This window comes from Streptomyces spectabilis (genome assembly GCF_008704795.1).
Taxonomy (GTDB): domain Bacteria; phylum Actinomycetota; class Actinomycetes; order Streptomycetales; family Streptomycetaceae; genus Streptomyces; species Streptomyces spectabilis.
The window spans coordinates 4,540,939-4,563,185 of sequence record NZ_CP023690.1 but is presented as its reverse complement, the minus strand read 5'-3'; the positions used below and the strand labels follow the sequence as shown (position 1 = coordinate 4,563,185).

At 73.0% G+C, this 22,247-nt stretch carries 21 protein-coding genes; 9 read left to right on the top strand and 12 right to left on the bottom strand.

Annotated features, from left to right (window positions below):
- The first annotated feature begins 44 nt into the window (after window positions 1-44).
- Window positions 45-1,121, top strand: coding sequence for a hypothetical protein (locus CP982_RS19715; protein WP_150511760.1), 1,077 nt, complete (start codon window positions 45-47; stop codon window positions 1,119-1,121).
- A gap of 17 nt (window positions 1,122-1,138) precedes the next feature.
- On the opposite strand, the gene CP982_RS19710 is transcribed toward CP982_RS19715, so the two are convergent.
- The 4 genes from CP982_RS19710 to CP982_RS19695 are packed head-to-tail and all read right to left on the bottom strand — an operon-like array spanning window position 1,139 to window position 5,071.
- Window positions 1,139-2,119 carry an ABC transporter substrate-binding protein gene (locus CP982_RS19710; protein ID WP_150511759.1) on the bottom strand — a complete coding sequence of 327 codons (981 nt, stop codon included), beginning with the start codon at window positions 2,117-2,119 and terminating at the stop codon, window positions 1,139-1,141.
- The gene (locus CP982_RS19705; protein WP_150511758.1) at window positions 2,116-2,985 is read right to left on the bottom strand and encodes an ABC transporter ATP-binding protein; all 870 of its coding nucleotides are present in this window, start codon (window positions 2,983-2,985) and stop codon (window positions 2,116-2,118) included. Before CP982_RS19705 ends, CP982_RS19710 begins: the two co-directional genes overlap by 4 nt.
- Window positions 2,982-4,076: a FecCD family ABC transporter permease gene (locus CP982_RS19700; RefSeq protein ID WP_150511757.1), complete on the bottom strand. Its 1,095-nt coding sequence runs from the start codon at window positions 4,074-4,076 to the stop codon at window positions 2,982-2,984. The genes CP982_RS19705 and CP982_RS19700 overlap by 4 nt, the downstream gene beginning before the upstream one ends.
- A complete protein-coding gene (locus CP982_RS19695) occupies window positions 4,073-5,071 on the bottom strand; it encodes a FecCD family ABC transporter permease (protein ID WP_229879422.1) in 999 nt (332 codons plus the stop codon). Before CP982_RS19695 ends, CP982_RS19700 begins: the two co-directional genes overlap by 4 nt.
- A gap of 102 nt (window positions 5,072-5,173) precedes the next feature.
- Between CP982_RS19695 and CP982_RS19690 the strand changes: the two genes are divergently transcribed.
- Window positions 5,174-5,839: an HAD family hydrolase gene (locus tag CP982_RS19690; protein ID WP_150511756.1), complete on the top strand. Its 666-nt coding sequence runs from the start codon at window positions 5,174-5,176 to the stop codon at window positions 5,837-5,839.
- Here the strand turns inward: CP982_RS19690 and CP982_RS19685 are convergent.
- On the bottom strand, window positions 5,803-6,066 hold the full coding sequence (locus tag CP982_RS19685; protein WP_150511755.1) for a hypothetical protein: 264 nt from the start codon (window positions 6,064-6,066) through the stop codon (window positions 5,803-5,805). The genes CP982_RS19690 and CP982_RS19685 overlap by 37 nt on opposite strands.
- A 210-nt stretch (window positions 6,067-6,276) precedes the next feature.
- On the opposite strand from CP982_RS19685, the gene CP982_RS42975 reads away from it, so the two are divergent.
- Window positions 6,277-6,660 (top strand): cold-shock protein, encoded by a 384-nt coding sequence (locus CP982_RS42975; protein ID WP_030363393.1) that lies wholly within the window; start codon window positions 6,277-6,279, stop codon window positions 6,658-6,660.
- A 148-nt stretch (window positions 6,661-6,808) separates the two neighbouring features.
- Here the strand turns inward: CP982_RS42975 and CP982_RS19675 are convergent, their stop codons facing one another.
- The 4 genes from CP982_RS19675 to CP982_RS19660 form a co-directional block, all read right to left on the bottom strand.
- On the bottom strand, window positions 6,809-7,666 hold the full coding sequence (locus CP982_RS19675; RefSeq protein WP_150511754.1) for a 1,4-dihydroxy-6-naphtoate synthase: 858 nt from the start codon (window positions 7,664-7,666) through the stop codon (window positions 6,809-6,811).
- A complete protein-coding gene (locus tag CP982_RS19670; protein ID WP_150511753.1) occupies window positions 7,659-8,405 on the bottom strand; it encodes a futalosine hydrolase in 747 nt (248 codons plus the stop codon). Before CP982_RS19670 ends, CP982_RS19675 begins: the two co-directional genes overlap by 8 nt.
- Complete coding sequence (locus CP982_RS19665; RefSeq protein WP_030687053.1) at window positions 8,369-8,872, bottom strand: hypothetical protein; 504 nt, start codon at window positions 8,870-8,872, stop codon at window positions 8,369-8,371. Before CP982_RS19665 ends, CP982_RS19670 begins: the two co-directional genes overlap by 37 nt.
- A 196-nt stretch (window positions 8,873-9,068) precedes the next feature.
- A complete protein-coding gene (locus tag CP982_RS19660; RefSeq protein WP_150515579.1) occupies window positions 9,069-10,445 on the bottom strand; it encodes an MFS transporter in 1,377 nt (458 codons plus the stop codon).
- A 388-nt stretch (window positions 10,446-10,833) separates the two neighbouring features.
- Here CP982_RS19660 and CP982_RS19650 point away from each other — a divergent pair, with 388 nt between their 5' ends.
- The 4 genes from CP982_RS19650 (at window position 10,834) to CP982_RS19635 (ending at window position 16,921) form a co-directional block, all read left to right on the top strand.
- On the top strand, window positions 10,834-11,784 hold the full coding sequence (locus CP982_RS19650) for a DUF3027 domain-containing protein (RefSeq protein WP_150511752.1): 951 nt from the start codon (window positions 10,834-10,836) through the stop codon (window positions 11,782-11,784).
- Between the two features lie 239 nt (window positions 11,785-12,023).
- A complete protein-coding gene (locus CP982_RS19645; protein ID WP_150511751.1) occupies window positions 12,024-15,179 on the top strand; it encodes a sacsin N-terminal ATP-binding-like domain-containing protein in 3,156 nt (1,051 codons plus the stop codon).
- Between the two features lie 144 nt (window positions 15,180-15,323).
- The gene (locus tag CP982_RS19640) at window positions 15,324-16,100 is read left to right on the top strand and encodes a calcium-binding protein (protein ID WP_150511750.1); all 777 of its coding nucleotides are present in this window, start codon (window positions 15,324-15,326) and stop codon (window positions 16,098-16,100) included.
- A 41-nt stretch (window positions 16,101-16,141) separates the two neighbouring features.
- A complete protein-coding gene (locus CP982_RS19635; protein WP_150511749.1) occupies window positions 16,142-16,921 on the top strand; it encodes a calcium-binding protein in 780 nt (259 codons plus the stop codon).
- 4 nt (window positions 16,922-16,925) lie between these two features.
- On the opposite strand, the gene CP982_RS19630 is transcribed toward CP982_RS19635, so the two are convergent.
- Both CP982_RS19630 and CP982_RS19625 read right to left on the bottom strand, forming a co-directional pair.
- Window positions 16,926-19,328 carry a cation-translocating P-type ATPase gene (locus CP982_RS19630; protein ID WP_150511748.1) on the bottom strand — a complete coding sequence of 801 codons (2,403 nt, stop codon included), beginning with the start codon at window positions 19,326-19,328 and terminating at the stop codon, window positions 16,926-16,928.
- A gap of 81 nt (window positions 19,329-19,409) precedes the next feature.
- Window positions 19,410-19,685 carry a DUF2530 domain-containing protein gene (locus CP982_RS19625; RefSeq protein ID WP_150511747.1) on the bottom strand — a complete coding sequence of 92 codons (276 nt, stop codon included), beginning with the start codon at window positions 19,683-19,685 and terminating at the stop codon, window positions 19,410-19,412.
- 225 nt (window positions 19,686-19,910) lie between these two features.
- On the opposite strand from CP982_RS19625, the gene CP982_RS19620 reads away from it, so the two are divergent.
- Window positions 19,911-21,359 (top strand): NCS2 family permease, encoded by a 1,449-nt coding sequence (locus tag CP982_RS19620; RefSeq protein ID WP_150511746.1) that lies wholly within the window; start codon window positions 19,911-19,913, stop codon window positions 21,357-21,359.
- A 70-nt stretch (window positions 21,360-21,429) separates the two neighbouring features.
- On the opposite strand, the gene CP982_RS19615 is transcribed toward CP982_RS19620, so the two are convergent.
- Window positions 21,430-21,606 carry a ribbon-helix-helix protein, CopG family gene (locus CP982_RS19615; RefSeq protein WP_150511745.1) on the bottom strand — a complete coding sequence of 59 codons (177 nt, stop codon included), beginning with the start codon at window positions 21,604-21,606 and terminating at the stop codon, window positions 21,430-21,432.
- A gap of 166 nt (window positions 21,607-21,772) precedes the next feature.
- Between CP982_RS19615 and CP982_RS19610 the strand changes: the two genes are divergently transcribed.
- The gene (locus CP982_RS19610; RefSeq protein ID WP_144004064.1) at window positions 21,773-22,210 is read left to right on the top strand and encodes a MarR family winged helix-turn-helix transcriptional regulator; all 438 of its coding nucleotides are present in this window, start codon (window positions 21,773-21,775) and stop codon (window positions 22,208-22,210) included.
- The last annotated feature ends 37 nt before the right edge of the window (window positions 22,211-22,247 follow it).

The following is a 22,247-nucleotide window of genomic DNA, read 5'->3' as shown; positions in this document are numbered from 1 at the left end:
GATGTCCGGGACCACCTCAACACCGCAGCCCCGGAGGGAACTTCGTGGGGATCGAGAGCGACCAGCTCGTCTTCGACTATCTGAGCCGCGTCGGCGACCTCGCGCAGCAACGCCAGCTGCCGTCCGGCGCCCGCATGCGGCTCGTCTCCGAACTCCGGGGCGAGATCGAGCGCCGCCGCGCCAAGGCCGCCGACAGCCCCGCCGCCGTGCGGCGCATCCTGGACCGCATCGGCTCCCCGGACGACCTCGTCACCGCGGCCGCCGCCCCCTCGGCCGACGCCGGGCCCGAGCGCCCGCGCCGCGAGGTGCCGCGCCCGCGCCGTGCGCCCGAGCCGCCCCGCCCCGCCCCGCCGCACCTCGCGGGCACCGACGAACTCGGCGACAGCGCACCGGATCTCGAACCCGACTGGTGGCGGGTGGAGCGCGTCCCGGAGGGGGGCGCGCACACCCTGCACGGGTTCGTGGGCGGGGTGGAGATCCCCGAGATGCTGCGACGGCCGACCGCGGACCTGGAGAAGAAGGGGCCCGGTGAGAAGGGGGAGGAGGACGAGCCCGAGGACGCCGAGGACACCGAGGACGCCGAAGACACCGAGGCCACCGGGGACACTGAGGACGGGGACGGGGACGGGGGCGGCGAGGAAGCGGCCGCGCCGGAGGCGGCGCGCCGCCGCCGCTTCGGCGCCCTCGCGTCCCTGACGAAGAGCGCCCCGCCCGCCCCGGCGGAGGCCCCCGCCCCGGAGGCCCCCGCCGGGGCGGCCGGCGCGCTCGCCGGTGTCCGCTCCCTGAGCAACCCCGTCCTGCTGCTCGCCGCCGCCGCGCTCGTCGTCGGCGCGGTGATCGGCAACTGGTTCGCGCTCGGCGGCGGTTGGGTCGTCGCCTGGTTCTCGCGCAAGCTCAGCCCGGCCGAGAAGAAGGCCGCGGTGATCGCGGTGCCCGCGCTCACCGTCGCGGGCGGCATCGCCTGGCTGTGGGGCCGCTCGCAGGGCAAGTGGGGCGAGCCCATCGTCAAGGGGCAGATGAACGCGGCCGTCGAGGACACCTGGCCGTGGGTGGTCCGGGTGGCGGCCGTGGCCTCCGCCCTGTTCCTCGTGTGGAGGTCGCAGCGGAGCAAGCCCGAGTAGCCCCGAAGGGCTTGCCGCTACTTCTTCGTCAGGGCCGCCTTCATCTCGTCCAGGATCTTGTCGGCGGCCGTGTAGCCGATGCCCTGGATCCACAGCTCGTCGTTCACGACGTGGACGTTGCCGGACTTCACGGCCTTCATGTTCTTCCACAGGCCGCTGTTCACGGTCTGCGTCTGCTTGGCCTTCTTCGGATCGCCGTACGTCGACTGGAAGATGACGTCCGTGTCGGCGAGGTCGATCTTCTCGGGGCTCACGTCGTACGAGAACCCGTCCTTGGCCTTCTTGGAGATGGGCGCGCGGCCCAGGCCGACGTCCTTCAGGAGGGTGGCGATGTACGACTGCTCGCCGTAGATGCGGATGTCGGCGCCCTGGACGAAGCGCACCACGTTGACCTCGGTGGCCTTGGCCTTCGCCGGGCCGCCGAGCGCCGTCGTGACCTCCTTGACGTGCGCGTCGTAGGCGGCGAGGGTCTTCGTCGCCGCCGCCTTCTTGCCGAGCGCGTCCGCGTGCACCTGGAAGTTCTCCTTCCAGGGGTAGCCGGTGGTCTCCGTCATGACGGTCGGCGCGATCTGCTTGAGCTGGTCGTACTTCGCGCCGTGGCGGACCTTGGAGGTGAGGATCAGGTCCGGCTTGAGGCCCGCGATGACCTCCATGTTCGGATTCATCATCTCGCCGACGTCCTTGATGCCCGCGACCTTCTCCTTGGGAAGGTAGCCGGGGAAGCCGGTGGCGGCGTCGGCGTGCGTGGCGCCGACCGGCTTCACGCCGAGCGTGAGCGCGGAGTCCAGCTCGGCGGTGTCGAGCACGACGACCCGCTCGGGCGCCACGGGCACCTTGACCTCGCCCATGGCGGTCTTCACGACGTGCGTCCTGCCCGAACCCGAGCCCGAGTCCTTGTCGTCGTCGGACGAACCGCATCCGGCGAGCGCGGCCGCGAGCGCGCCGGTGACGGCGAGGGCGCCCGCGGTGCGGACACGGCGGCGGGAGCTGAGGGTCATGAGGAGGGCCTTTCGTCGAGGGGAGGCTTCTTGTCTTCGGGAGCCGGACCGTCTTCGGGGACCGGGGGCCGCCACGGCGTGCCCGGCACCACGAGGGGCGATCCCGTCACCGGATCGGGGACGACCACGCACTCCAGGCCGAAGACGTCCCGTACGAGCTCCGCGGTGACGACGTCCCGCGGCGCGCCCTCGGCGACCACCCGCCCCTCCTTCATGGCGACGAGGTGGTCGGCGTACCGGGCGGCCTGGTTCAGATCGTGCAGGACGACGGCGACGGTCCGGCCCCGGTCGTGGTTCAACTGCCGCACCAGGTCGAGGACCTCGACCTGGTGGGAGATGTCCAGATACGTCGTCGGCTCGTCGAGCAGCAGCAGTTCCGTCTCCTGCGCGAGGGCCATCGCGATCCACACGCGCTGCCGCTGCCCGCCCGACAGCTCGTCCACGGCGCGCTCGGCGAGGGCGCTCACGTCGGTGCGCTCCATGGCCTCGGTGACGGCCCGCTCGTCGGCGTCCGACCACTGCTGCCACCACCGCTGGTGCGGCTGGCGGCCGCGCGCCACCAGGTCCGCGACCGTGATGGCCTCGGGCGCGACCGGGGTCTGCGGAAGCAGCCCGATCCGCTGGGCGATGCGCCGCGTCGGCAGCTTCGCGAGCTCGTCGCCGTCGAGCAGGACGGCGCCGCCCTTGGGCTTGAGCAGCCGCCCGAGCGCGCGCAGCGTCGTCGACTTGCCGCAGGCGTTCGGGCCGACGATGACGGTCACCGCCCCGTCGGGGATGGCGAGGTCGAGCGCGTGCACGACCGTACGGTCCTCGTAGGCGAGGGTCAGCTCGCGCGCGGTCAGACGCGCGCCGGCGGGGGCGGTCACGCGGTGCCTCCATTGCGGACGGAACGGCTGCGGACGATCAGCCAGATCAGATAGGGCGCCCCGACGGCGGCCGTGAGCACGCCCACCGGCAGCTCCGTCGGCGAGAAGAGGCGGCGGGCGAGCAGGTCGGCGAGGACGACGACGAGCGCGCCGAGCAGCGCCGAGCAGACCAGCGGGATCTGCGCGGTACGGGTCAGGCGCCGGGCGATCTGCGGGGCGAGCAGGGCCACGAAGTCCACGGGCCCGGCGGCCCCGGTCGCCACCGACGCCAGGACGACGCCGAGCAGCACGAGCCCGGTGCGCACCCGGCCGAGCCGCACGCCGAGCGCCGTCGCGGTGTCGTCGTCCATGGACACGGTGCGCTGGGCGCGGGCCGCCCAGGCCACGAACGGCAGCAGGACGAGCAGGGTCAGGGCGAGCGGTTCGGCCTCGGCCCAGCCACGGCCGTTCAGGGATCCGGTCATCCAGATCTGCGCCTGCTGGGCGACGAGGTAGTCGCCCTTCGTCATGAAAAGCGTGGTGACGGACCGCAGCGCGATCGCGAAGCCGATGCCGATCAGGACGAACCGCGTCGCGTGCAGGCCGCCGCGCCACGCGAACGCGTACACGAGCAGCGCGGCGGCGACGCCGCCCGCCACGGACAGATACGGCAGGACCGTGTACGAGGTGAGCCCGAACGTCATCGCGGCGACCGTCACGGCGCTCGCGCCCTGGCTGATCCCGATGATGTCCGGGCTGGCCAGGGGGTTGCGGGCGACGGTCTGGATGAGCGCGCCCGCGACGCCGAAGGCGGCGCCGACGAGCAGGCCCACGGTCATCCGCGGCTCGCGGAGCGTGCCCACGACCAGCTCGTCGGGCGAGGGCATGCCGAGGACGACCTTGAGGGCCTCTACGGGCTGGACGTAGCTCTCGCCGACGCAGAGGTAGGCGAGGCAGGCGGCGGCGAGGAGCAGCGCGAGGGCGGTGGCGACGGCGGTGGCCCTGCGGTGGGCGAGGAAGGTGGCGCGCTTGAACCGGAGCACGGCGTACCCGGCGGGGCGCACCCGGCGCGGGGCGGCCGGGGCCCGGCGGTCCACGGACGTCCGCGTCATGCCGCCACCGCCTTCCTGCGGACCAGGGTCACCAGGAACGGGACCCCGATCAAGGCCGTCATGACCCCCGCGGGCACCTCGCTCGGCGGGAAGACGATCCGGCCCGCCGTGTCGGAGACGAGCAGCATGACCGGGCCCAGGAGGGCGGCGAGCGGCAGCACCCAGCGGTGGTCGCCGCCGATGAGGGCGCGGGCGATGTGCGGGACCGCGAGGCCGATGAAGGCGATGGGCCCGGCGGCGGCGACGCCGACGCCGGTCAGGACGGTGGCGCCGAGCCCGCCCACCACGCGGACGAGGGCGACGTTCTGGCCGAGCCCCTTGGCCACGTCCTCGCCGAGCGCGAGGGCGTCGAGGCCGCGGGCCACCGCGAGCACGAGCAGCAGCCCGCCGAGCAGGAACGGCCAGGTCTGCCCGACGATCGCGGCCTCGCGCCCGGAGAGTGCGCCGACCTGCCAGAAGCGGTACTCGTCGAGGGCGGCGGCCCGGGTGGTGAGGATGCCCGTGGTGACGGAGACGAGCAACGCGTTGATCGCCGCGCCGCCGAGGGCGAGTTTGACGGGGGTGGCGCCGCCCCGGCCGCTCGCGGCGATCGCGTAGACGGCGACGGCCGCGAGGGCGGCGCCCGCGAAGGCGTACCAGACGTAGCCGGTGAGCGTGTGCGTGCCCGCGTACGCGATGGCGATGACCACGCCCACCGACGCGCCCTGGCTGATGCCGAGGATGCCGGGGTCGGCGATGGGGTTGCGGGTGATGCCCTGGAGCGCGGTGCCCGCCACGGCGAGCGCGGCGCCGACCATGACGCCGAGGACCGTGCGCGGCACGCGCATCTCGCGGACCACTTCGGCGGCGTCGCTGTGCCCGCCGTGCAGCAGGGCGTCGAGGACGGCGGACGGCGCGATCGCGCGGGCGCCGACGGCGAGGCTGAACAGGACGGCGAGCAGCAGGGCCACGACGGCCGCCGTCATCACGACGGCGCGTCTGGCGTTCACACGCATCGGCTGGCTCGTTTCGGGGGGCGATAGGTAAGGCTTGGCTAAGAAGCATAAGGGGGCCCGGCCGCCCCGACCGGGCTCCGGGGCCCCGGCACAATGGGCGCCATGACCTCACGGACTGCACGGACCACCCGGGACGGCGGCACGCTCACCGTCGGCTTCGACCTCGACATGACCCTGATCGACTCCCGGCCCGGCATCCACGCCTGTTACGTGGCGCTGTCCGAGCGGACCGGTACCCACGTGGACGCGGACCTGGCCGTGACCCGCCTCGGGCCGCCCCTCGAACAGGAGTTGGCCCACTGGTTTCCGGCCACCGAGGTCGCGGCGACGGCGGAGCTCTACCGTGAGATGTATCCCACATACGCGATCGCGGCGACGCCCGCGCTGCCCGGCGCCCGCGCGGCGGTCGACGCGGTGCGCGCGGCGGGCGGCCGCGCGATAGTCGTGACCGCCAAGTACGAGCCGAACGCCAAGCTGCACATCGAGCACCTCGGCATCGCGGCGGACGCCGTGGTCGGCAATCTGTGGGCGGAGCGGAAGGCGCAGGCCCTGCACGAGTACGGGGCGTCGGTGTACGTCGGCGACCACACCGGGGACGTACGCGGGGCGCGTACGGCGGGCGCGCTCTCCGTGGCGGTGGCGACCGGGCCGTGCGACGCAGACGAACTGCGCGCGGCGGGCGCCGACGTCGTACTCGACGATCTGAGCCAGTTCCCGGCCTGGCTCGCGGCTCACGTGGCCGATGGGCCCGCCGCTGACCTGGCCTGACGCCGCTGCGCGGCGATGCCCCTGAACACCCCGGCCCCGGCGATGAGGAAACCCACGCCCATCAGCATGCACACCGCATAGGCCACGGGTGGGAAAGGGTCGCCGCCGAGGAACAGCGGAGCCACCGTGACCAGGGTGGCCACGGCGCCGACGAAGAAAACGATCGCGCCAATCCGTACGAGGCCGTCGCCCGGTCCGGTGGAATTCGCTTGGGTTTTGTCACGCACCGGACCAGGGTAGTTCCCAGCGCGAAGGAAGAAACCGGGGACGTCTTGTCACCGGCCCCGGGACCAATAGTCTTGGTGCCGGCGGGTCGTGCGACCCGCTGTAGTGCTATCCAGAGCCGTTTTCGCCCGGCGGACGGGGACCGGAGGGTCCACGCCGATGGCGGCGCGGCGCCGCCGATACGACGACTAGTACGAGGACGAGGACTTCACGTGCCTACCGGCAAGGTCAAGTGGTTCAACAGCGAGAAGGGCTTCGGCTTTCTCTCCCGCGACGACGGCGGCGACGTCTTCGTGCATTCCTCCGTACTGCCCGACGGCGTCGACACACTCAAGCCCGGCCAGCGCGTGGAATTCGGCGTGGTCGCGGGCCAGCGCGGGGACCAGGCCCTTTCGGTGACGCTTCTCGACCCGACGCCGTCGGTCGCCGCGGCCCAGCGCCGCAAGCCGGACGAACTGGCCTCGATCGTCCAGGACCTCACCACTCTCCTGGAGAACATCACCCCCATGCTGGAGAAGGGCCGCTACCCCGACAAGGCCTCCGGCGCGAAGATCGCGGGCCTGCTGCGCGCGGTGGCGGACCAGCTGGACGTGTGACCCCGGGCCCCGGGCGCGGGGCCATCGCGCTGGCGCGCTCGTCCTCAAACGCCGGACGGGCTAGAACCTGCCGGTTGCGGCAAGTACTCAGCCCGTCCGGCGTTTGAGGACGAGGCGCGGAGCGCCGTTGCGTGGCGCACCGCGAGGGTCAGGGGAAGGTCAGGGCGCCGGGGGCCAGGGGCGGTACCAGGCCCTCGGCGGCGGCGCGGGTCAGAAGCCCGCGCACCGCGGCGTAGCCGTCCTCGCCCAGGTCCGCGGTGAACTCGTTGACGTACAGGCCGATGTGCTGGTCGGCCACGCGCGGATCCATCTCCTGGGCGTGCTCCAGGACGTAGGGCCGCGAGGCCTCGGGGTCGTCCCACGCCCTGCGCACGGACGCGCGCGCCGCGTCCGCGAGGCCCCGCAGCACGTCGTCGCCGAGGGACCGCTTCGCGATGATCGCGCCGAGCGGGATCGGCAGGCCCGTCGTGGCCTCCCAGTGCTCGCCCATGTCGGCGAGCTTGTGCAGACCGTAGTTCTGGTAGGTGAAGCGCGCCTCGTGGATGACGAGCCCCGCGTCGACCTTCCCGTCCCGCACGGCGGGCATGATCCGGTCGAAGGGCAGCACGACGATCTCCCCGACGCCGTCCGCGAGGACGTCCGCGGCCCACAGCCGGAACAGCAGGTACGCCGTCGACCTCTCGCTCGGCACGGCGACCGTCTTGCCGCTGAGGTCGACGCCCGGCTCCCGGGTGAGCACCAGCGGCCCGCAGCCACGGCCGAGGGCGCCGCCGCACGGCAGCAGCGCGTACTCGTCGAGGACGTACGGCAGCACGGCGTACGACACCTTGAGGACGTCGAACTCGCCGCGCTCGGCCATGCCGTTGGTGATGTCGATGTCCGCGAACGTCACGTCGAGCGGGGGCGCGTCCGGCACGCGGCCGTGCGCCCAGGCGTCGAAGACGAAGGTGTCGTTGGGGCAGGGGGAGTAGGCGATGCGCAGCGCCTCGGGGGTGGTGTCAGTCATGCCTGTTCCAACTCTCCAGTACGGGCGCGAACTTCCCGAACGCCCCGGTGAGCGCGGCGAGCGCGTCGCCGATGCGCCAGGCGGCCCGGTCGCGCGGGCCCACCGGGTTCGAGACGGCGCGGACCTCGCACACGGGCAGCCCGTGCGCGGCGGCCGCCTCGGCGACGCCGAAGCCCTCCATCGCCTCCGCGAGAGCACGCGGATGGCGGGCGCGCAGCTCGGCCGCGCGCTCGGCGGAACCGGTGACCGTGGACACCGTCAGGACGGTGCCCGTCGCGGCTCCCGACACGGCGGCGAGCCGTCGTACGACGGCGTCCGGCGGCTCGTACGTGACCCGGCCGAAGCCCAGCTCGGTGACGGGCACGAAGCCGTCCGCCGTCTCGGCCCCCAGGTCGGCCGCGGTGACGGCGTCGGCGACGACCAGCGAGCCCACGGGCGCGTCCGGCACGAAGCCGCCGCCGATCCCGGCGGAGACCACGAGGCCGTACGGCACGCCGCGCGCGGCGGCACCGGCGAGCACGCCCGCGGTGCCCGCGGCGGCGGCCGCGGGCCCGACGCCGACGGCCAGCACGTCAACGCGGCCGACGGACACGACGCCGCCGTCCGCGGGCACCGCTCCCGCGGACAGGCCGGAGGCCACCGCGTCCCGCTCGGCGGGGACCGCGGTGGCCACCAGAACGCGTGGGGCCCGCCCGGTCCCGGTCAGGCGTCCTTGTCCTTCTTCAGCTTGAACGACCACAGGCCCGTGGCCTTCGGCGCGCCGCTCTCGCTCTTGCCGCCCTCGAGCAGGCTGACGGTCGTCGAGGAACCGCCGCCGCCGTACTGCTGGTTGAAGAACACGCTGCCGGGGATGACGACGTACGTCTTCTTGCTGGCCTCGGTCAGCGGCTGGCCGTTCATCAGCAGCGTCCAGCCCTTGTCGGCGATCTCCGGGTCGACGCCGAAGCGGACCTTCTCGTCGGGGTCGACCGTGATGGACTTGATGTCCTTCGTGTCCTTCAGGCAGTCCTGTACGGCGGACTGCGTGAGCTCCTTGCCGTCCTTGTAGCAGGACGCCTCGGAGTGCACGGACTTGCTGCCGACCGTCACGGTGGCCAGCGGCGTCGGCTTGTCACAGGCCGACAGGACGAGCAGTCCTGCGGAGACGGCGCCGAGGGAGGCGACGGCGCGGCGGCTGCGCGCTGAGCGGGGTACCAGGGAGGTCATGGCGAAAGGCTATCTCCTGGCCCCTGCCCCCTCACCGGCCGCCCCGCCTCCGACGCGGCCTTTCCCACCCGCCCACCCGTACACCGTCGTCCGGGGCTCGGCCGAGACCACCCAGCCCGTCCGGCGTTTGAGGACAAGCGCGGTAGCGCGGTTCTTTGAGCCGGACCAGCGACGGCGCGAGGGAGGGCGGCGGCGGTCACGCCAGGACGCGGCGGCTGCCGCCCCGGCGGGCCGCGGCCAGGAGGCCGCGGACCGTCGGCAGCCAGCCGATCGCCACGATCGCCGCCGCGACGGAGAGCCCCAGCGTCCCGTTCAGCGGGAGCGCGATGCCGATGCCGCCGCCCACCACCCAGGCCATCTGCAGCAGCGTCTCGGCGCGCGCGAACGCGGACGTGCGCACCGCCTCCGGCACGTCCCGCTGGATCAGCGCGTCCAGGGACAGCTTCGACAGGGCCTGCGCGAAGCCCGCGACGGCCGCGAGGCAGGCGATGCCCACGGGGCCGTAGAACAGCGCCGCGCACACCGCGACCCCGAGCACCACCGCCACCACGGTCACGATGATCAGCTCGGGCGCGCGCGCCTTCAGCCACGCCCCGACGGCCGTGCCGAGCGCGTTGCCCGTGCCCGCGGCGACCCCGACGATGCCGAGCGACACCGCCGCGCTCTGCCCGCCGAGGGGGTGCTCGCGCAGCAGGAAGGCCAGGAAGAAGATCAGGAAGCCGGAGAGCCCGCGCTGCGCGGCGTTGACGGCCAGGCCGTGGGTCACGGCGGGGCCGACCGTCCGCAGGCCCAGGCGGCTCCTGCGGGTCGAGTCCTCGCGGTCCCGGGCGCGCGCCAGGTGCAGATGCTCCTCGTCCGCCGCGAGCAGCGCCTTGCTCTCGCCCTTCGCCGAGTCCACCTTGCGCGGCAGCGTGAACGAGAGCACGGTCCCGGCGATGAACACCAGGCACGCCGCGTACAGCGGCCAGCGCGCCCCGACCGCCTGGAGCCCGGCCCCGATGGGCGCGGCGATGCCCGTCGCGAGGAGCCCGCTCAACGTCACCCGGGAGTTCGCCTTCACCAGCGAGAAGGCGGGCGGCAGCAGCCGGGGCACGACGGCGCTGCGGACCACGCCGTACGCCTTCGAGGCGACGAGCACGCCGAGCGCGGCCGGGTACAGCTCCAGGCCGCCGGTCGCCACCGCGCTCGACAGGATCAGCGCGAGCAGCGCCCGCGCCAGCATCGCCCCCGCCATCGCGGCGCGGCGGCCGTGCGGGAGCCGGTCCAGGAGGGGGCCGATGACGGGGGCGAGGAGCGTGAACGGCGCCATGGTGATGGCCAGGTACAGCGCGACGCGGCCGCGGGCCTCGTCGGTCGGCACGGAGAAGAACACGGTGGAGGCGAGCGAGACGGTGATCAGCACGTCGCCCGCGCCGTTCACCGCGTGCAGCTCGATCAGCTTGCCGAGGCCGGACTCGCCCGCTCCGTGGGCGTGGGTCGCCTTGCGGATGCCGCGGGCCGTTCCGGTGAACGGCAGGTGCAGCGCGCGGGCCAGCGCACGGGCTGCCCTGTTTGCCGGGCGGGGGGAGCTCAGCCCGTGGGACGACGACGACCTGACGCCAGCCACCCAGTCATAGTGCCCCCTTCCGCGCCCGACTAGTGGCACCTCTTCCACCCGGCCTCCCCTCGCGCCGCCGCCGGACGGGGTGGATCACGGTGCGGAACGGGGGTGACGGAGGGCGCGTCGGCGGGTCGGGGCGGGCGCCGGTGTGGGCGCAGGGGCCAGGAACAGGTAGCGTGCGTAACGCGCCTGCGGCGGAAGCTCTCGGCCGCGCGCCTCATGGCCATCCCGCAGAATGGATGGCGTAGGCGCGCCCGTGACGTCGGGCGCGGACGTCGACGCGGCCCCCTGGTCCGCTCCGTCCGTGCCCCCGCGTAAGGGTGGCGCACCCGTGAGACGGCGTAGGAGAGAAGCGATACCTGTGAGCGCAGCGACAACGCGAAGCCGCACCCAGCGCACCCCGCGTACCCCCGACCGCCTCTGCGCCGAGGCCGTCGGGTTCGCCCGGGCCGCGGCCGAGGAGGCCGCCGCGCCGGGGGTGGTCGGTGAGCATGTCGAGGTCGTCGTGGAGGGCGACCGCGTCGTCACGCACCTCTTCGAGTGCAAGGAACTCGGCTACCGCGGCTGGCGCTGGGCGGTGACCGTGGCCCGCGCCTCCCGCGCGAAGGTCGTCACGCTCGACGAGACCGTGCTGCTGCCGGGCCCGGACGCGCTGCTCGCGCCCGAGTGGGTGCCGTGGAGCGAGCGTCTGCGCCCCGGCGACATGGGCCCGGGCGACCTGCTGCCCACGGACGCCGAGGACCTGCGCCTGGAGCCCGGCTACTCCGGCGACGACGCGCCGCCGCCGAACTCGGTCCTCTCGCAGGAGCTGGCCGAGCGCGTCGAGGTGGAGGACGCGGCCCTCACCGACGTCACCGACGCCGCCCCCGCCGCCGATGCCGCGCCCGCCCGCGGTTCCCTCACGGCGCTCGCCGAGGAGCTCGGGATGCGCCGCGCGCGTGTCCTGTCCCGGTACGGCCTGCACACCTCCGCCGACCGCTGGGACGAGGGGTACGGCGCGAAGACGCCGATGGCGCAGGCCGCGCCCGCGTCCTGTGTGAGCTGCGGCTTCCTGGTGCCCATCGGGGGCTCGCTCGGGCAGGCCTTCGGCGTGTGCGCGAACGAGTTCGGTCCCGCGGACGGCCACGTGGTCTCGCTCGCGTACGGCTGTGGCGGGCACTCCGAGGCCGCGGTCATGCCGAAGCCGTCGCGTCCCGCGCCGCCGGTCCTGGACGAGACGAAGGTCGACGCGCTGCCGCTGCGGCCCGCCCCCGACTCGGGCTCGGTCCCGGTCGCGGACACCGGGGCGAACGAGGACCTGGGCCACTCCTAGCCTCCACGGTTCCTGAGACCCGGGGCGCGGCCCCGGTGTCGCTCGCCGGGCCGCCTTCCGGCTCCGGACCGGTGCCCGGCCGAGGGCCTGTCCTCCGTGGATCGCCTGCGGGCCGGTCGTGGCTGGTCGCGCAGTTCCCCGCGCCCCTTCGGGGCGCAGGGCGCGGTACCGTTCGGCCCCACAGTCCAAGGCGCCCCCGCCAGCAAAGGGCGTCTCCCGCCACAGAAGGGCGACGTACCGTGAGCAAGACCGTGCGGCCGGCCACCGAGGGCACCGACCCGTTCGGCACCGCCCGTCTGCGCCGCTCCGTACTGGAGTCCTGGGCGGCGAGTCCGGCCCGGTTCCGGGAGGACGCCAACGCCGAGGAGGACCTGGCGCTCGGCGGCTACCGCGACCGCCTGGTCGTCGAGCTCGCGCAGAACGCCTCGGACGCGGCCGCCCGCGCGGGCGTCGAGGGCCGGCTCGCGCTCACCCTCCAGGACGGGGTCCTCGCCGCGGCGAACAGCGGCGCCCCGCTGGACGCGGCGGGCGTGGAGTCCCTGGCGACCCTGCGGGCGTCCGCGAAGCGGGAGGGGGACGCCCGGCGCCGGACCACAGGGCGTTTCGGCGTGGGCTTCGCCGCCGTGCTCGCCGTGTCGGACGAGCCCGCCGTGGTGGGCCGCACCGGCGGCGTCCGCTGGTCCCTCGCGGAGGCCCGCGAACTGGCCGCCGAAACGGCCAGGTTCAGCCCCGGCCTCGGCGACGAGATGCGGCGGCGCGACGGCCACGTACCGCTCCTGAGGCTGCCGCTCGCGGCGGAGGGCAGCGCGCCGGACGGGTACGACACGGTCGTCATCCTGCCGCTGCGGGACGCCGCGGCCGAGGACCTGGTGGCGCGCCTCCTCGACGGCGTCGACGACGCGCTGCTGCTCGCCCTTCCCGGCCTCGCGGAGGTCTCCGTGCGCACCCCGGACGGCACGACCCGGGTCCTGCGCCGTTCCGAGGACGGCGCGGACACGGTCGTGTCGGACACCCGGGACGGCACGACGCGCTGGCGCACCGTCACTCGTGCAGGGGACCTGGAGGCGCGGCTGCTCGCGGACCGTCCCGTGGAGGAGCGGCTTCGTCCCTACTGGCAGCTCACCTGGGCCGTGCCGGTGGGTGAGGACGGCGCGCCGCTCGCGCCCCGCACGAGCCCGGTGCTGCACGCGCCGACCCCCAGCGACGAGCCGCTCGGCGTGCCCGCGCTGCTCATCGGCACGTTCCCGCTGGACACCAGCCGCCGCCACGCCGCGCCGGGGCCGCTCACAAACTTCCTGGTGGAGCGGGCCGCGGACGCGTACGCCGAGCTGCTCGCCGCCTGGCGCCCGGTGACGGAGGCGATCATCGGCCTCGTGCCGGGGCCGCTCGGCAGGGGCGAGCTGGACGGCGCGCTGCGGCAGGCCGTCCTCGACCGGCTGCCGCGCACCGCGTTCCTGCCGCCCGCCGTCGCGCCGGTGCGCGAGCCCGCCGACGAGTGGTCGCAGGCCGAGGCCCCCGAGGCGCTGCGGCCGCGCGACGCGGAGGTCGTCCAGGGCGCGGGCGCGGACACCGTACGGGTCCTCGCCGAGGTCCTGCCGAGCCTGCTGCCCGCGGGCCTGGAGCGCCGGGGCGAGCTGCGCACGCTCGGCGTGGCCCGGGTGGAGCTGACCGACGCGGTCGACCGGCTCGCAGGGCTTGAGCGGGAGCCGTCCTGGTGGCGGCGCCTGTACGACACCCTCGCGGGCGTCGACCCCGACCGGCTCTCGGGCCTTCCCGTGCCGCTCGCGAGCGGGCGGACGACGATCGGGCCGCGCCAGGTCCTGCTGCCCGCGCCCGGCGAGGGGGCCGCGCCCGCGGCGCTCGCCCGGCTCGGCCTGAAGGTCGCCCACGCGGACGCCGCGCATCCGCTCCTGGAGAAGCTGGGCGCGCTGCCCGCCACGCCGCGCGCGGTCCTGACGACGCCTCAGGTGCGGGCGGCCGTCGCCGCGTCGCTCGACGACGACTCCTGGTACGACGGCCTCGACGAGGAGGCGGGGCTCGACGCCGAGGAGCTCGCGGACCTCGTGCTCACCCTGGTCCGCGACGCCGACCTCGCGCCCGGCGACGAGCCCTGGCTCGGCGCGCTCGCGCTGCCCGACGAGGACGGCGAGCCGGCGCCCGCCGGTGAGCTGGTGCTGCCCGGCAGCGACTTCGCCGAGGTCATGCGCGAGGGCGAGCTGGCCTTCGTGGACGCGGACGTCGCCGGGCGGTGGGGCGAGCGGCCGCTGGCCGCCTGCGGGGTCCTCGCGTCCTTCACCCTCGTACGCGCCACGGACGTCGTCCTCGACCCGGACGAGCTCGAACCCCGCGACGGGGACTTCGCCGAGCCCGACGACGCGGGTCTGCTCGACGCGGTCGACGTGTGGTGCGAGGACGTGCTCGACCGGCTGCCGGACACGCCGGTGCCGCCGGTGGCGACGGAGCTGGTGGCGGTGCGGGACCTGGACCTCGTGGACGACGACCAGTGGCCGCGCGCGCTCGCGCTGCTCTCCAGGCCGCCGCTGCGGGACGCGCTCACCCAGCCGGTGCGGGTGCTGCTGCCGGACGGCACGACGGAGAGCGTGCGCCCGTACACGGCGTGGTGGCTGCGCGGCCACCCCGTCCTGGACGGCCGCCGCCCGGCCGGTCTGCGGTCCGCGGGCGGCGATCCGCTCCTGGAGGGCCTGTACGACGCCGCGGACGCGACCGGCTTCGACGACGAGCAGGTCCTGCGGGCCCTCGGCGTCCGCACGTCCGTGGCCGCGCTGCTCGCGGAGCCGGGCGGCGCGGCCGAACTCCTCGACCGGCTCGCCGACCCCGAGCGGACCGTTTCCGCGGCGCGGCTGCACACCCTGTACGGGGCGCTCGCGGACCTCGACCCGGAGCGGGTGACGCTGCCCGACGAGCTGCGCGCGGTCGTGGGCGGCGAGGTCGTGGTCGTCGACGCCGCCGACGCGGTGGTCGCGGACGCGCCCGACCTGCTGCCGTACGCCGCCGACGTGCCGCTCCTTCCGGTGTCCCCGGCCCGGGCGGGCGACCTGGCGGACCTCTTCCAGGTGCGCCGCCTCAGCGAGCACGTCCGGGCCGGGGTCGACCCGGCCGCCGGCGTGGAGCACGAGGTCCCGGAGTCCGTGCGCGTCCTCCTCGGGCCCGCGACCCCGGCGACGTACCGCGAGCACGAGGAGCTGCTCGTCGACGGCGTGGACCTGGAGTGGCGCCGCACCCCCGACGGCACGGTGCACGCCGCCACCGTGGAGGGCGTCGCCGCGGGCCTGGCCTGGGCTACCCGGCAGTGGCCCCGCCGCTTCGAGGTGGCGGCGCTCCTGGAGGACCCGTCGCGGACCGCGGAGCTGGCGCGCGACCGCTGGTTCGACTGAACCCCACCGGTGAGGTTCCACGGAACGTACAACCTTTACCCAAAGATGAGGGTCTGATCTCGCGAGTCAACAGACTCCTAGATCAATTGGGCCCCGTGTGACGGCGTACGCACCACGGGGCCCCTTCTCCACCAGGGGAAACACATGCGCATCCGTGCCACCGTGGCCGCCGTGTCCGGCGCCCTGGCCCTGTCCGTGCTCGCCGTGCCCGCCGCGCAGGCGGACGAAGCCGCAGGCGACCTCAAGATCACGAAGTTCAGCGTCAACGGTGGCAAGGACGTCGTGATCGGCACCACCGAGATGAAGAAGTTCACGCTCTCCGTCACCGCCACTGACCCGGCCGGTGTGCGGGGCGCCAGCGGGTTCCTCTGGTTCGGCCCGGACTTCAGCACGTCCAAGGAAGTCATCGCGCCCGTGGTCTACAACGCCGAGTGCGTCGAGGTGGACGCCACCACGAAGACCTGCAGCGACACCGTCATCGCCTTCCCGCAGGACCTCCGCAACGCGCACGCCGGAACCCGCTGGAACGTCTACGCCACCGCGGTCAACAACAACGGCGACAAGCACCGCGAGGAGTACCTCAAGTCGGACGCCCGCCTGAAGCGCAACGCCCGCCTCACCGTGAACGCCTCCCCGGAGCCCGTGAAGAAGGGCAAGACGATCACGGTCACGGGCGCCCTGACCCGCGCCAACTGGGACACCGGCACATACGCGGGCTACACCCAGCAGCCGGTCAAGCTCCAGTTCAAGAAGAAGGGCGCCAGCGCGTACTCCACCGTGAAGACGGTGAAGTCCGACGCCAAGGGCAATCTGAAGACGACGGTGAAGGCCTCTGCCGACGGCACCTTCCGCTACGTCTTCGCGGGCACGTCCACGACCCCCGCGGTCACCTCCGCGGGCGACGCCATCGACGTCCGCTGACGCACCCCGCCTTCTCCGACCCACCCCGAGGAAACACCCCCATGCGCATCCGCACCACCACCGCGGCCGCCGTCTCCGGCGCCGTCGTCCTGTCCGCCCTCGCCGTCCCGGCCGCGCAGGCCTTCGACTCGCAGAAGGGCAACACCAAGATCACGAAGGTCGTCGTCAACGGCGGCAAGGACCTCGTGGTCGGCACCTCCAAGAAGAAGTTCGTGATCACCGTCACGGGCACCGACCCGAAGGGCATCAAGGAGGGCATCGCCCTCGTCTGGCACGGCAAGGCGTACCCGGAGCGCGCCGACGGCGCCATCGCCCCGCAGGTCGAGCCCGAGTGCGTCAAGCTGAGCGCGACCAAGGGCACCTGCAAGGTCGTCGTGGTGGCCGACCCGCGCGGGCTCCGCAACGGCACCGCGGGCCAGTGGAAGGTCCTGGCCGGCCTGCTCGGCAAGGGCAGCGCCGAGAACCACGTCGTCAAGGGCAAGTACACGACGGTCGGCGTCAAGCGTGCCGCCAAGCTGACGGTCAACGCCACCCCCGAGCCGGTGCGGAAGGGCAAGACCCTCACCGTCTCCGGCGCCCTGACCCGTGCCGACTGGGAGAAGCGCACGTACGCGGGCTACACAGGCCAGCCGGTCAAGCTCCAGTTCAAGGCCAAGGGCGCGAGCGCCTACAAGACGCTCAAGACGGTGAAGTCGGACGCCAAGGGGAACCTGAGGACCACCGTGAAGGCGTCCGTGGACGGGTCCTTCCGGTACGTGTTCGGCGGGGCGGGGACGTCCCCGGCCGTGACGGCGGCCGGGGACTTCGTCGACGTGCGGTAGTCGGCTACGCCGCGAAGCGGCGGTCGATCCAGCGGAAGGCGAACTCCGTCGCCGCCGCCGCGACCGCCGCGATCGCGACCGCCGCCCACGGCAGGGTCGTGCCCACCAGCCTCAGGGCGAAGAAGTCCTGGAGGTAGGGGATGGTCAGGACCAGCAGGAAGCCCAGGCCCATGGCCGCCACCAGGCAGATCCGCCACCAGGTGTAGGGGCGGGCGATGATCGCCAGGACCCACAGGGAGACCAGGAAGAGCGTGAGCGTGGCCGCGCTGGTCTCGGCCTCGCGGGCGCCGTCGCCCACGTAGTGGTGGCGGGCGAGCAGATACGTCGCGAAGGTGGCGAGCGCCGCGATGATGCCGCCGGGCAGGGCGTAGCGCATGACCCTGCGGACGAAGTGGGGTTTGGCGCGTTCCTTGTTGGGGGCGAGCGCGAGGAAGAAGGCCGGGACGCCGATCGTCAGCGTGGACAGGAGCGTCAGGTGGCGCGGCAGGAACAGGTACTCCACCTGGGAGCAGACCACGAGCAGGGCAATGACGACGGAGTAGACCGTCTTCACCAGGAAGAGCGTCGCCACGCGCGTGATGTTGCCGATGACGCGGCGGCCCTCGGCCACCACTGAAGGCAGCGTCGCGAAGCTGTTGTTGAGCAGGACGATCTGGGCGACGGCCCGCGTCGCCTCCGAACCCGAGCCCATGGACACGCCGATGTCCGCGTCCTTGAGGGCCAGGACGTCGTTCACGCCGTCGCCCGTCATGGCGACCGTGTGGCCCTTGGACTGGAGGGCACCCACCATGTCCCGCTTCTGCTGCGGGGTCACGCGGCCGAAGACGGAGTTGGCGTCCAGGGCCTCGGCCATCTCGTCCCGGTCCGTGGGCAGCTGCCGCGCGTCCACCGTGTTCTGCGCGCCGGGCAGGCCCAGCTTGCCCGCCACCGCGCCCACGGAGACCGCGTTGTCACCGGAGATGACCTTGGCCTGGACGTTCTGCTCCTCGAAGTAGCGCAGGGTGTCGGCGGCGTCGGGCCGCAGGCGCTGTTCCAGGACGACCAGGGCCGTGGGGCGCGCCCCGGCGGCGAGGTCCGGGGCGTCCAGTTCGCCCGCGGCGCGGGCCAGGAGCAGCACGCGCAGGCCCTGGTGGTTGAGGTGCTCGATCTCGTCGAGCGCCGGGTCCCCGGCGGGCAGCAGCACGTCCGGCGCGCCGAGCAGCCAGGTCGAGCTCTCGCCGTCGCCCTCGCTGAAGCTCGCGCCGCTGTACTTGCGGGCGGAGGAGAACGGCAGCGACTCGGTGCAACGCCACTCCTCGCCCGCCGGGTAGGCGTCGATGATGGCCTGGAGCGAGGCGTTGGGGCGCGGGTCGGACTCCCCGAGGGCGCCGAGGACCTTGCGTACGTAGGGCTCGTCCGAGCCGTTCAGGGGGCGCAGCTCGGTGACGTCCATGCCGCCCTCGGTGAGCGTGCCCGTCTTGTCGAGGCAGACGGTGTCCACGCGCGCGAGGCCCTCGATGGCCGGGAGTTCCTGCACCAGGCACTGCTTGCGGCCGAGGCGGATGACGCCGATGGCGAAGGCGACGGAGGTGAGGAGCACCAGGCCTTCGGGGATCATCGGGACGATGCCGCCGACCGTGTACGCGATCGACTCCTTGAAGTTGTCGTCCTTGACGACGAGCTGGGAGATGATCAGGCCGATCGACGTCGGGATCATCAGCCACGTCACGTACTTGAGGATCGTGGAGATGCCGGAGCGCAGCTCGGAGTGGACGAGGGTGAAGCGGCTCGCCTCCTCCGCGAGCTGGGCGGCGTAGGCCTCGCGGCCCACCTTGGTGGCCGTGAACGCGCCGCCGCCCGCGACCACGAACGAGCCGGACATGAGCTTGTCGCCGGGCTTCTTCAGGACCGGGTCGGCCTCACCGGTCAGCAGGGACTCGTCGACTTCGAGGCTGTCGGACTCGACCGTCTCGCCGTCCACGGCGATCTTGTCGCCGGGCCCCAGCTCCACCAGGTCGCCGAGGACGATCTCGGAGGTGGAGATCTCGGCGGCCACGCCGTCGCGCCGGACCGTCGGCTTGGCCTCGCCTATGACGGCGAGCCCGTCGAGGGTCTTCTTGGCGCGCAGCTCCTGGATGATGCCGATGCCGGTGTTGGCGACGATCACGAAGCCGAAGAGGCTGTCCTGGATCGGCGCGACGAACAGCATGATCACCCAGAGCACGCCGATGATCGCGTTGAAGCGCGTGAAGACGTTGGCGCGGATGATCTCGGTGGTGGAGCGGCTGCTGCGGACCGGTACGTCGTTGACCTCGCCGCGGGCGACCCGCTCGGCGACCTCAGCTGCCGTCAGACCGGTGGCGCGCCCCGTGGGGGGCGCCACCGGATGGACCGGGTCGAGCTCGGCGCCCGCGTCGATATGCGTCATGCCTTCGACGGTAAGGCGGGATCAGGGGCTCCACCCCTTGAATGTCCGAAAGATCCGACCACGGTAGGAGAGGGTCTGCCCTCAGGTCGCATCCCGTACTGCGCCCGTACGAGAGGCCTCCGCGCGCTTGATGGCCGCGTCGCGCCCCCGCACGTACCAGATGCCGATCAGGCCGAGGCCCGCGCCCGCGAGGCAGGTCCACACCCACCACGTGGCGTCGTGGTCGTCGAACCAGCCGTAGAACGGCAGCTGGACCAGGAAGAGGACGAACCAGAGGACCGTGCCGCCGGTGATGGTGGCGACGACGGGCCCCTCCAGGGGCTCCGGTGCCTCGTGCTTCGGTGTCCACTTCGCCATGCCCTCAGCTTAGACGGGGCCTCCGGCGGGCCGGAGGACGCTCCCGGGCCCCCCTTGTGACCCCATGCGACCCCTTGTGCCACAAGGCTCTACGCGCGGAGATGGCCATTTCAGTCTCATGTATTCATACTGAAACGGCTTCTTAATGGCCAGTTGCTTTCGTATGAAGACACAAGTACGCGCAAGTCAGGCCTATCCCGCTCAACAGAGGTCATGAGGTCCCGCATGTCCCCCTCGGCCACCGCTCCGGTCGACGCCAAGCAGCCGCCCCCGAATCCCCCGCAGGGCGGGCTCGACGGGTTCTTCAAGATCACGGAGCGGGGTTCGACCCTGGCGCGCGAGGTGCGCGGCGGCTTCGCCACCTTCTTCGCGATGGCGTACATCATCGTGCTCAACCCGATCATCCTCGGCAGCGCGAAGGACATGTACGGCCATCAGCTGGACAACAAGCAGCTGGTCACCGCCACCGTGCTCACGGCCGCGTTCACCACGCTGCTCATGGGCGTCATCGGCAACGTCCCGATCGCGCTCGCGGCCGGGCTCGGCGTGAACACCGTGGTGGCGCTCCAGCTCGCGCCCCGCATGTCCTGGCCGGACGCCATGGGCATGGTGGTGCTCGCGGGCTTCGTGGTGATGCTGCTCGTCGCCACGGGGCTGCGGGAGCGGGTGATGAGCGCGGTGCCGCTCGGCCTGCGCAAGGGCATCGCGATCGGCATCGGCCTGTTCATCATGCTGATCGGCCTCGTCGACGCGGGCTTCGTCTCGCGCATCCCGGACGCCGCCCACACCACCGTGCCGCTCCAGCTCGGCGGCGACGGCCACCTCAACGGCTGGCCGGTCCTCGTCTTCGTCCTCGGCGTGCTGCTCACCCTGGCGCTCCTGGTGCGCAAGGTGCCGGGCGCGATCCTGCTCTCGATCGTCGTGATGACGGCTCTCGCCATGATCATCCACGCGGTCGCCGATGTGCCCTCCTGGGGCCTGACGACCCCCGAGTGGCCCGGCAACCCGGTCGCGACCCCGGACTTCGGCCTCGTCGGCGAGATCAGCCTGTTCGGCGGCTTCGAGAAGGTCGGCGTCCTCACCGGCGTCCTCTTCGTCTTCACCGTGCTGCTCTCGTGCTTCTTCGACGCGATGGGCACGATCATGGGCGTCGGCGACGAGGCCAAGCTGACCGACGACAAGGGGAACTTCCCCGGCATCAACAAGGTCCTGTTCGTCGACGGCATCGCCGTCGCCGCGGGCGGCGCCTCGTCCTCCTCGGCCACCACCTGCTTCGTGGAGTCCACGGCGGGCGTCGGCGAGGGGGCCCGCACCGGCTTCGCCAACGTCGTCACCGGCGGCCTGTTCACGGTGGCGCTCTTCCTCACCCCGCTCGCCACGATGGTGCCCTCGCAGGCGGCCACGCCCGCGCTGCTCGCGGTCGGCTTCCTGATCCTGTCCGGCTCGATCGGCCAGATCGACTGGAGCGACCACACGATCGCGATCCCGGCGTTCGTGACGATGCTGATGATGCCGTTCACCTACTCGATCACGAACGGCATCGGCATGGGCTTCATCACCTTCACCGTCCTGCGGGTCGCGGCGGGGCGCGGGCGCGAGGTGCCGGTGGCCATGTACGTGGTCTCGGCCGTGTTCGCCTTCTACTACCTGATGCCCGCGCTCGATCTGACGTAGCGGTCGACCGACGCGAGCCCTGAGGCCGCGTACCGCGTCCGGGTCCCGAGCCCGGGCGCGGTACGCGGCCTCAGGCGTAGAACCTCTCTGTCTCTTCGACGGACGACTTGAAGCGTTCGTCGAAGTCATCACGGACGAGCGTCCGGACCACGTAGTCCTGGACGCTCATTCCCCTCTTGGCGGCGTGCTTCCGGAGCCGGTCGAGCAGCTCACCGTCTATCCGCAGGCTGAGCACTGTCGATCCCATGCACGCCAGGGTCGCCGTCCCCGGACGGGCGATGCGTGACTTTCCGAATCCGGCTCACTCGTTCGGGTGAGGAAAGGGTTCCGTGCCCCGCTCCCTGGGCAGGTCTCGCGCCCACGCGCGTAAACGCGGTGGTACTTAGCCTGGGTAATGAGTTACTCTAAAGACCATGCCGGACCTCTCCCATGGCGACGACGCCGCCGCCGTGAACTCACTGCGCTCCGCCGTGATGCGCCTCTCCCGTCGACTCAAGCACCAGCGGGTCGACGAGTCGCTGAGCCCCACAGAGATGTCGGTGCTCGGCACCCTCGCCCGCTGTGGCAACGCCACCCCGGGTGAGCTCGCCCGCAAGGAGCACGTGCAGCCGCCGTCGATGACCCGCATCGTCGCGCTCCTCGAAGCCAAGGGTCTGGTGCGCCTCGAGCCGCACCCCGACGACCGCCGTCAGAAGGTGGTCACCCAGACCGAGCAGGCCGAGACCATGCTCGAGGAGAGCCGCAGAAAGCGGAACGCGTGGCTGGCGCGGATCGCCGAGGAGCTCGACGACGACGAGTGGGCGAAGCTCCGCGACGCCGCGCCCGTCCTGGAGAAGCTGGCACACCTGTGACCGAATGACCACCGGCACGGCCCCCCCCGGGGGGCCG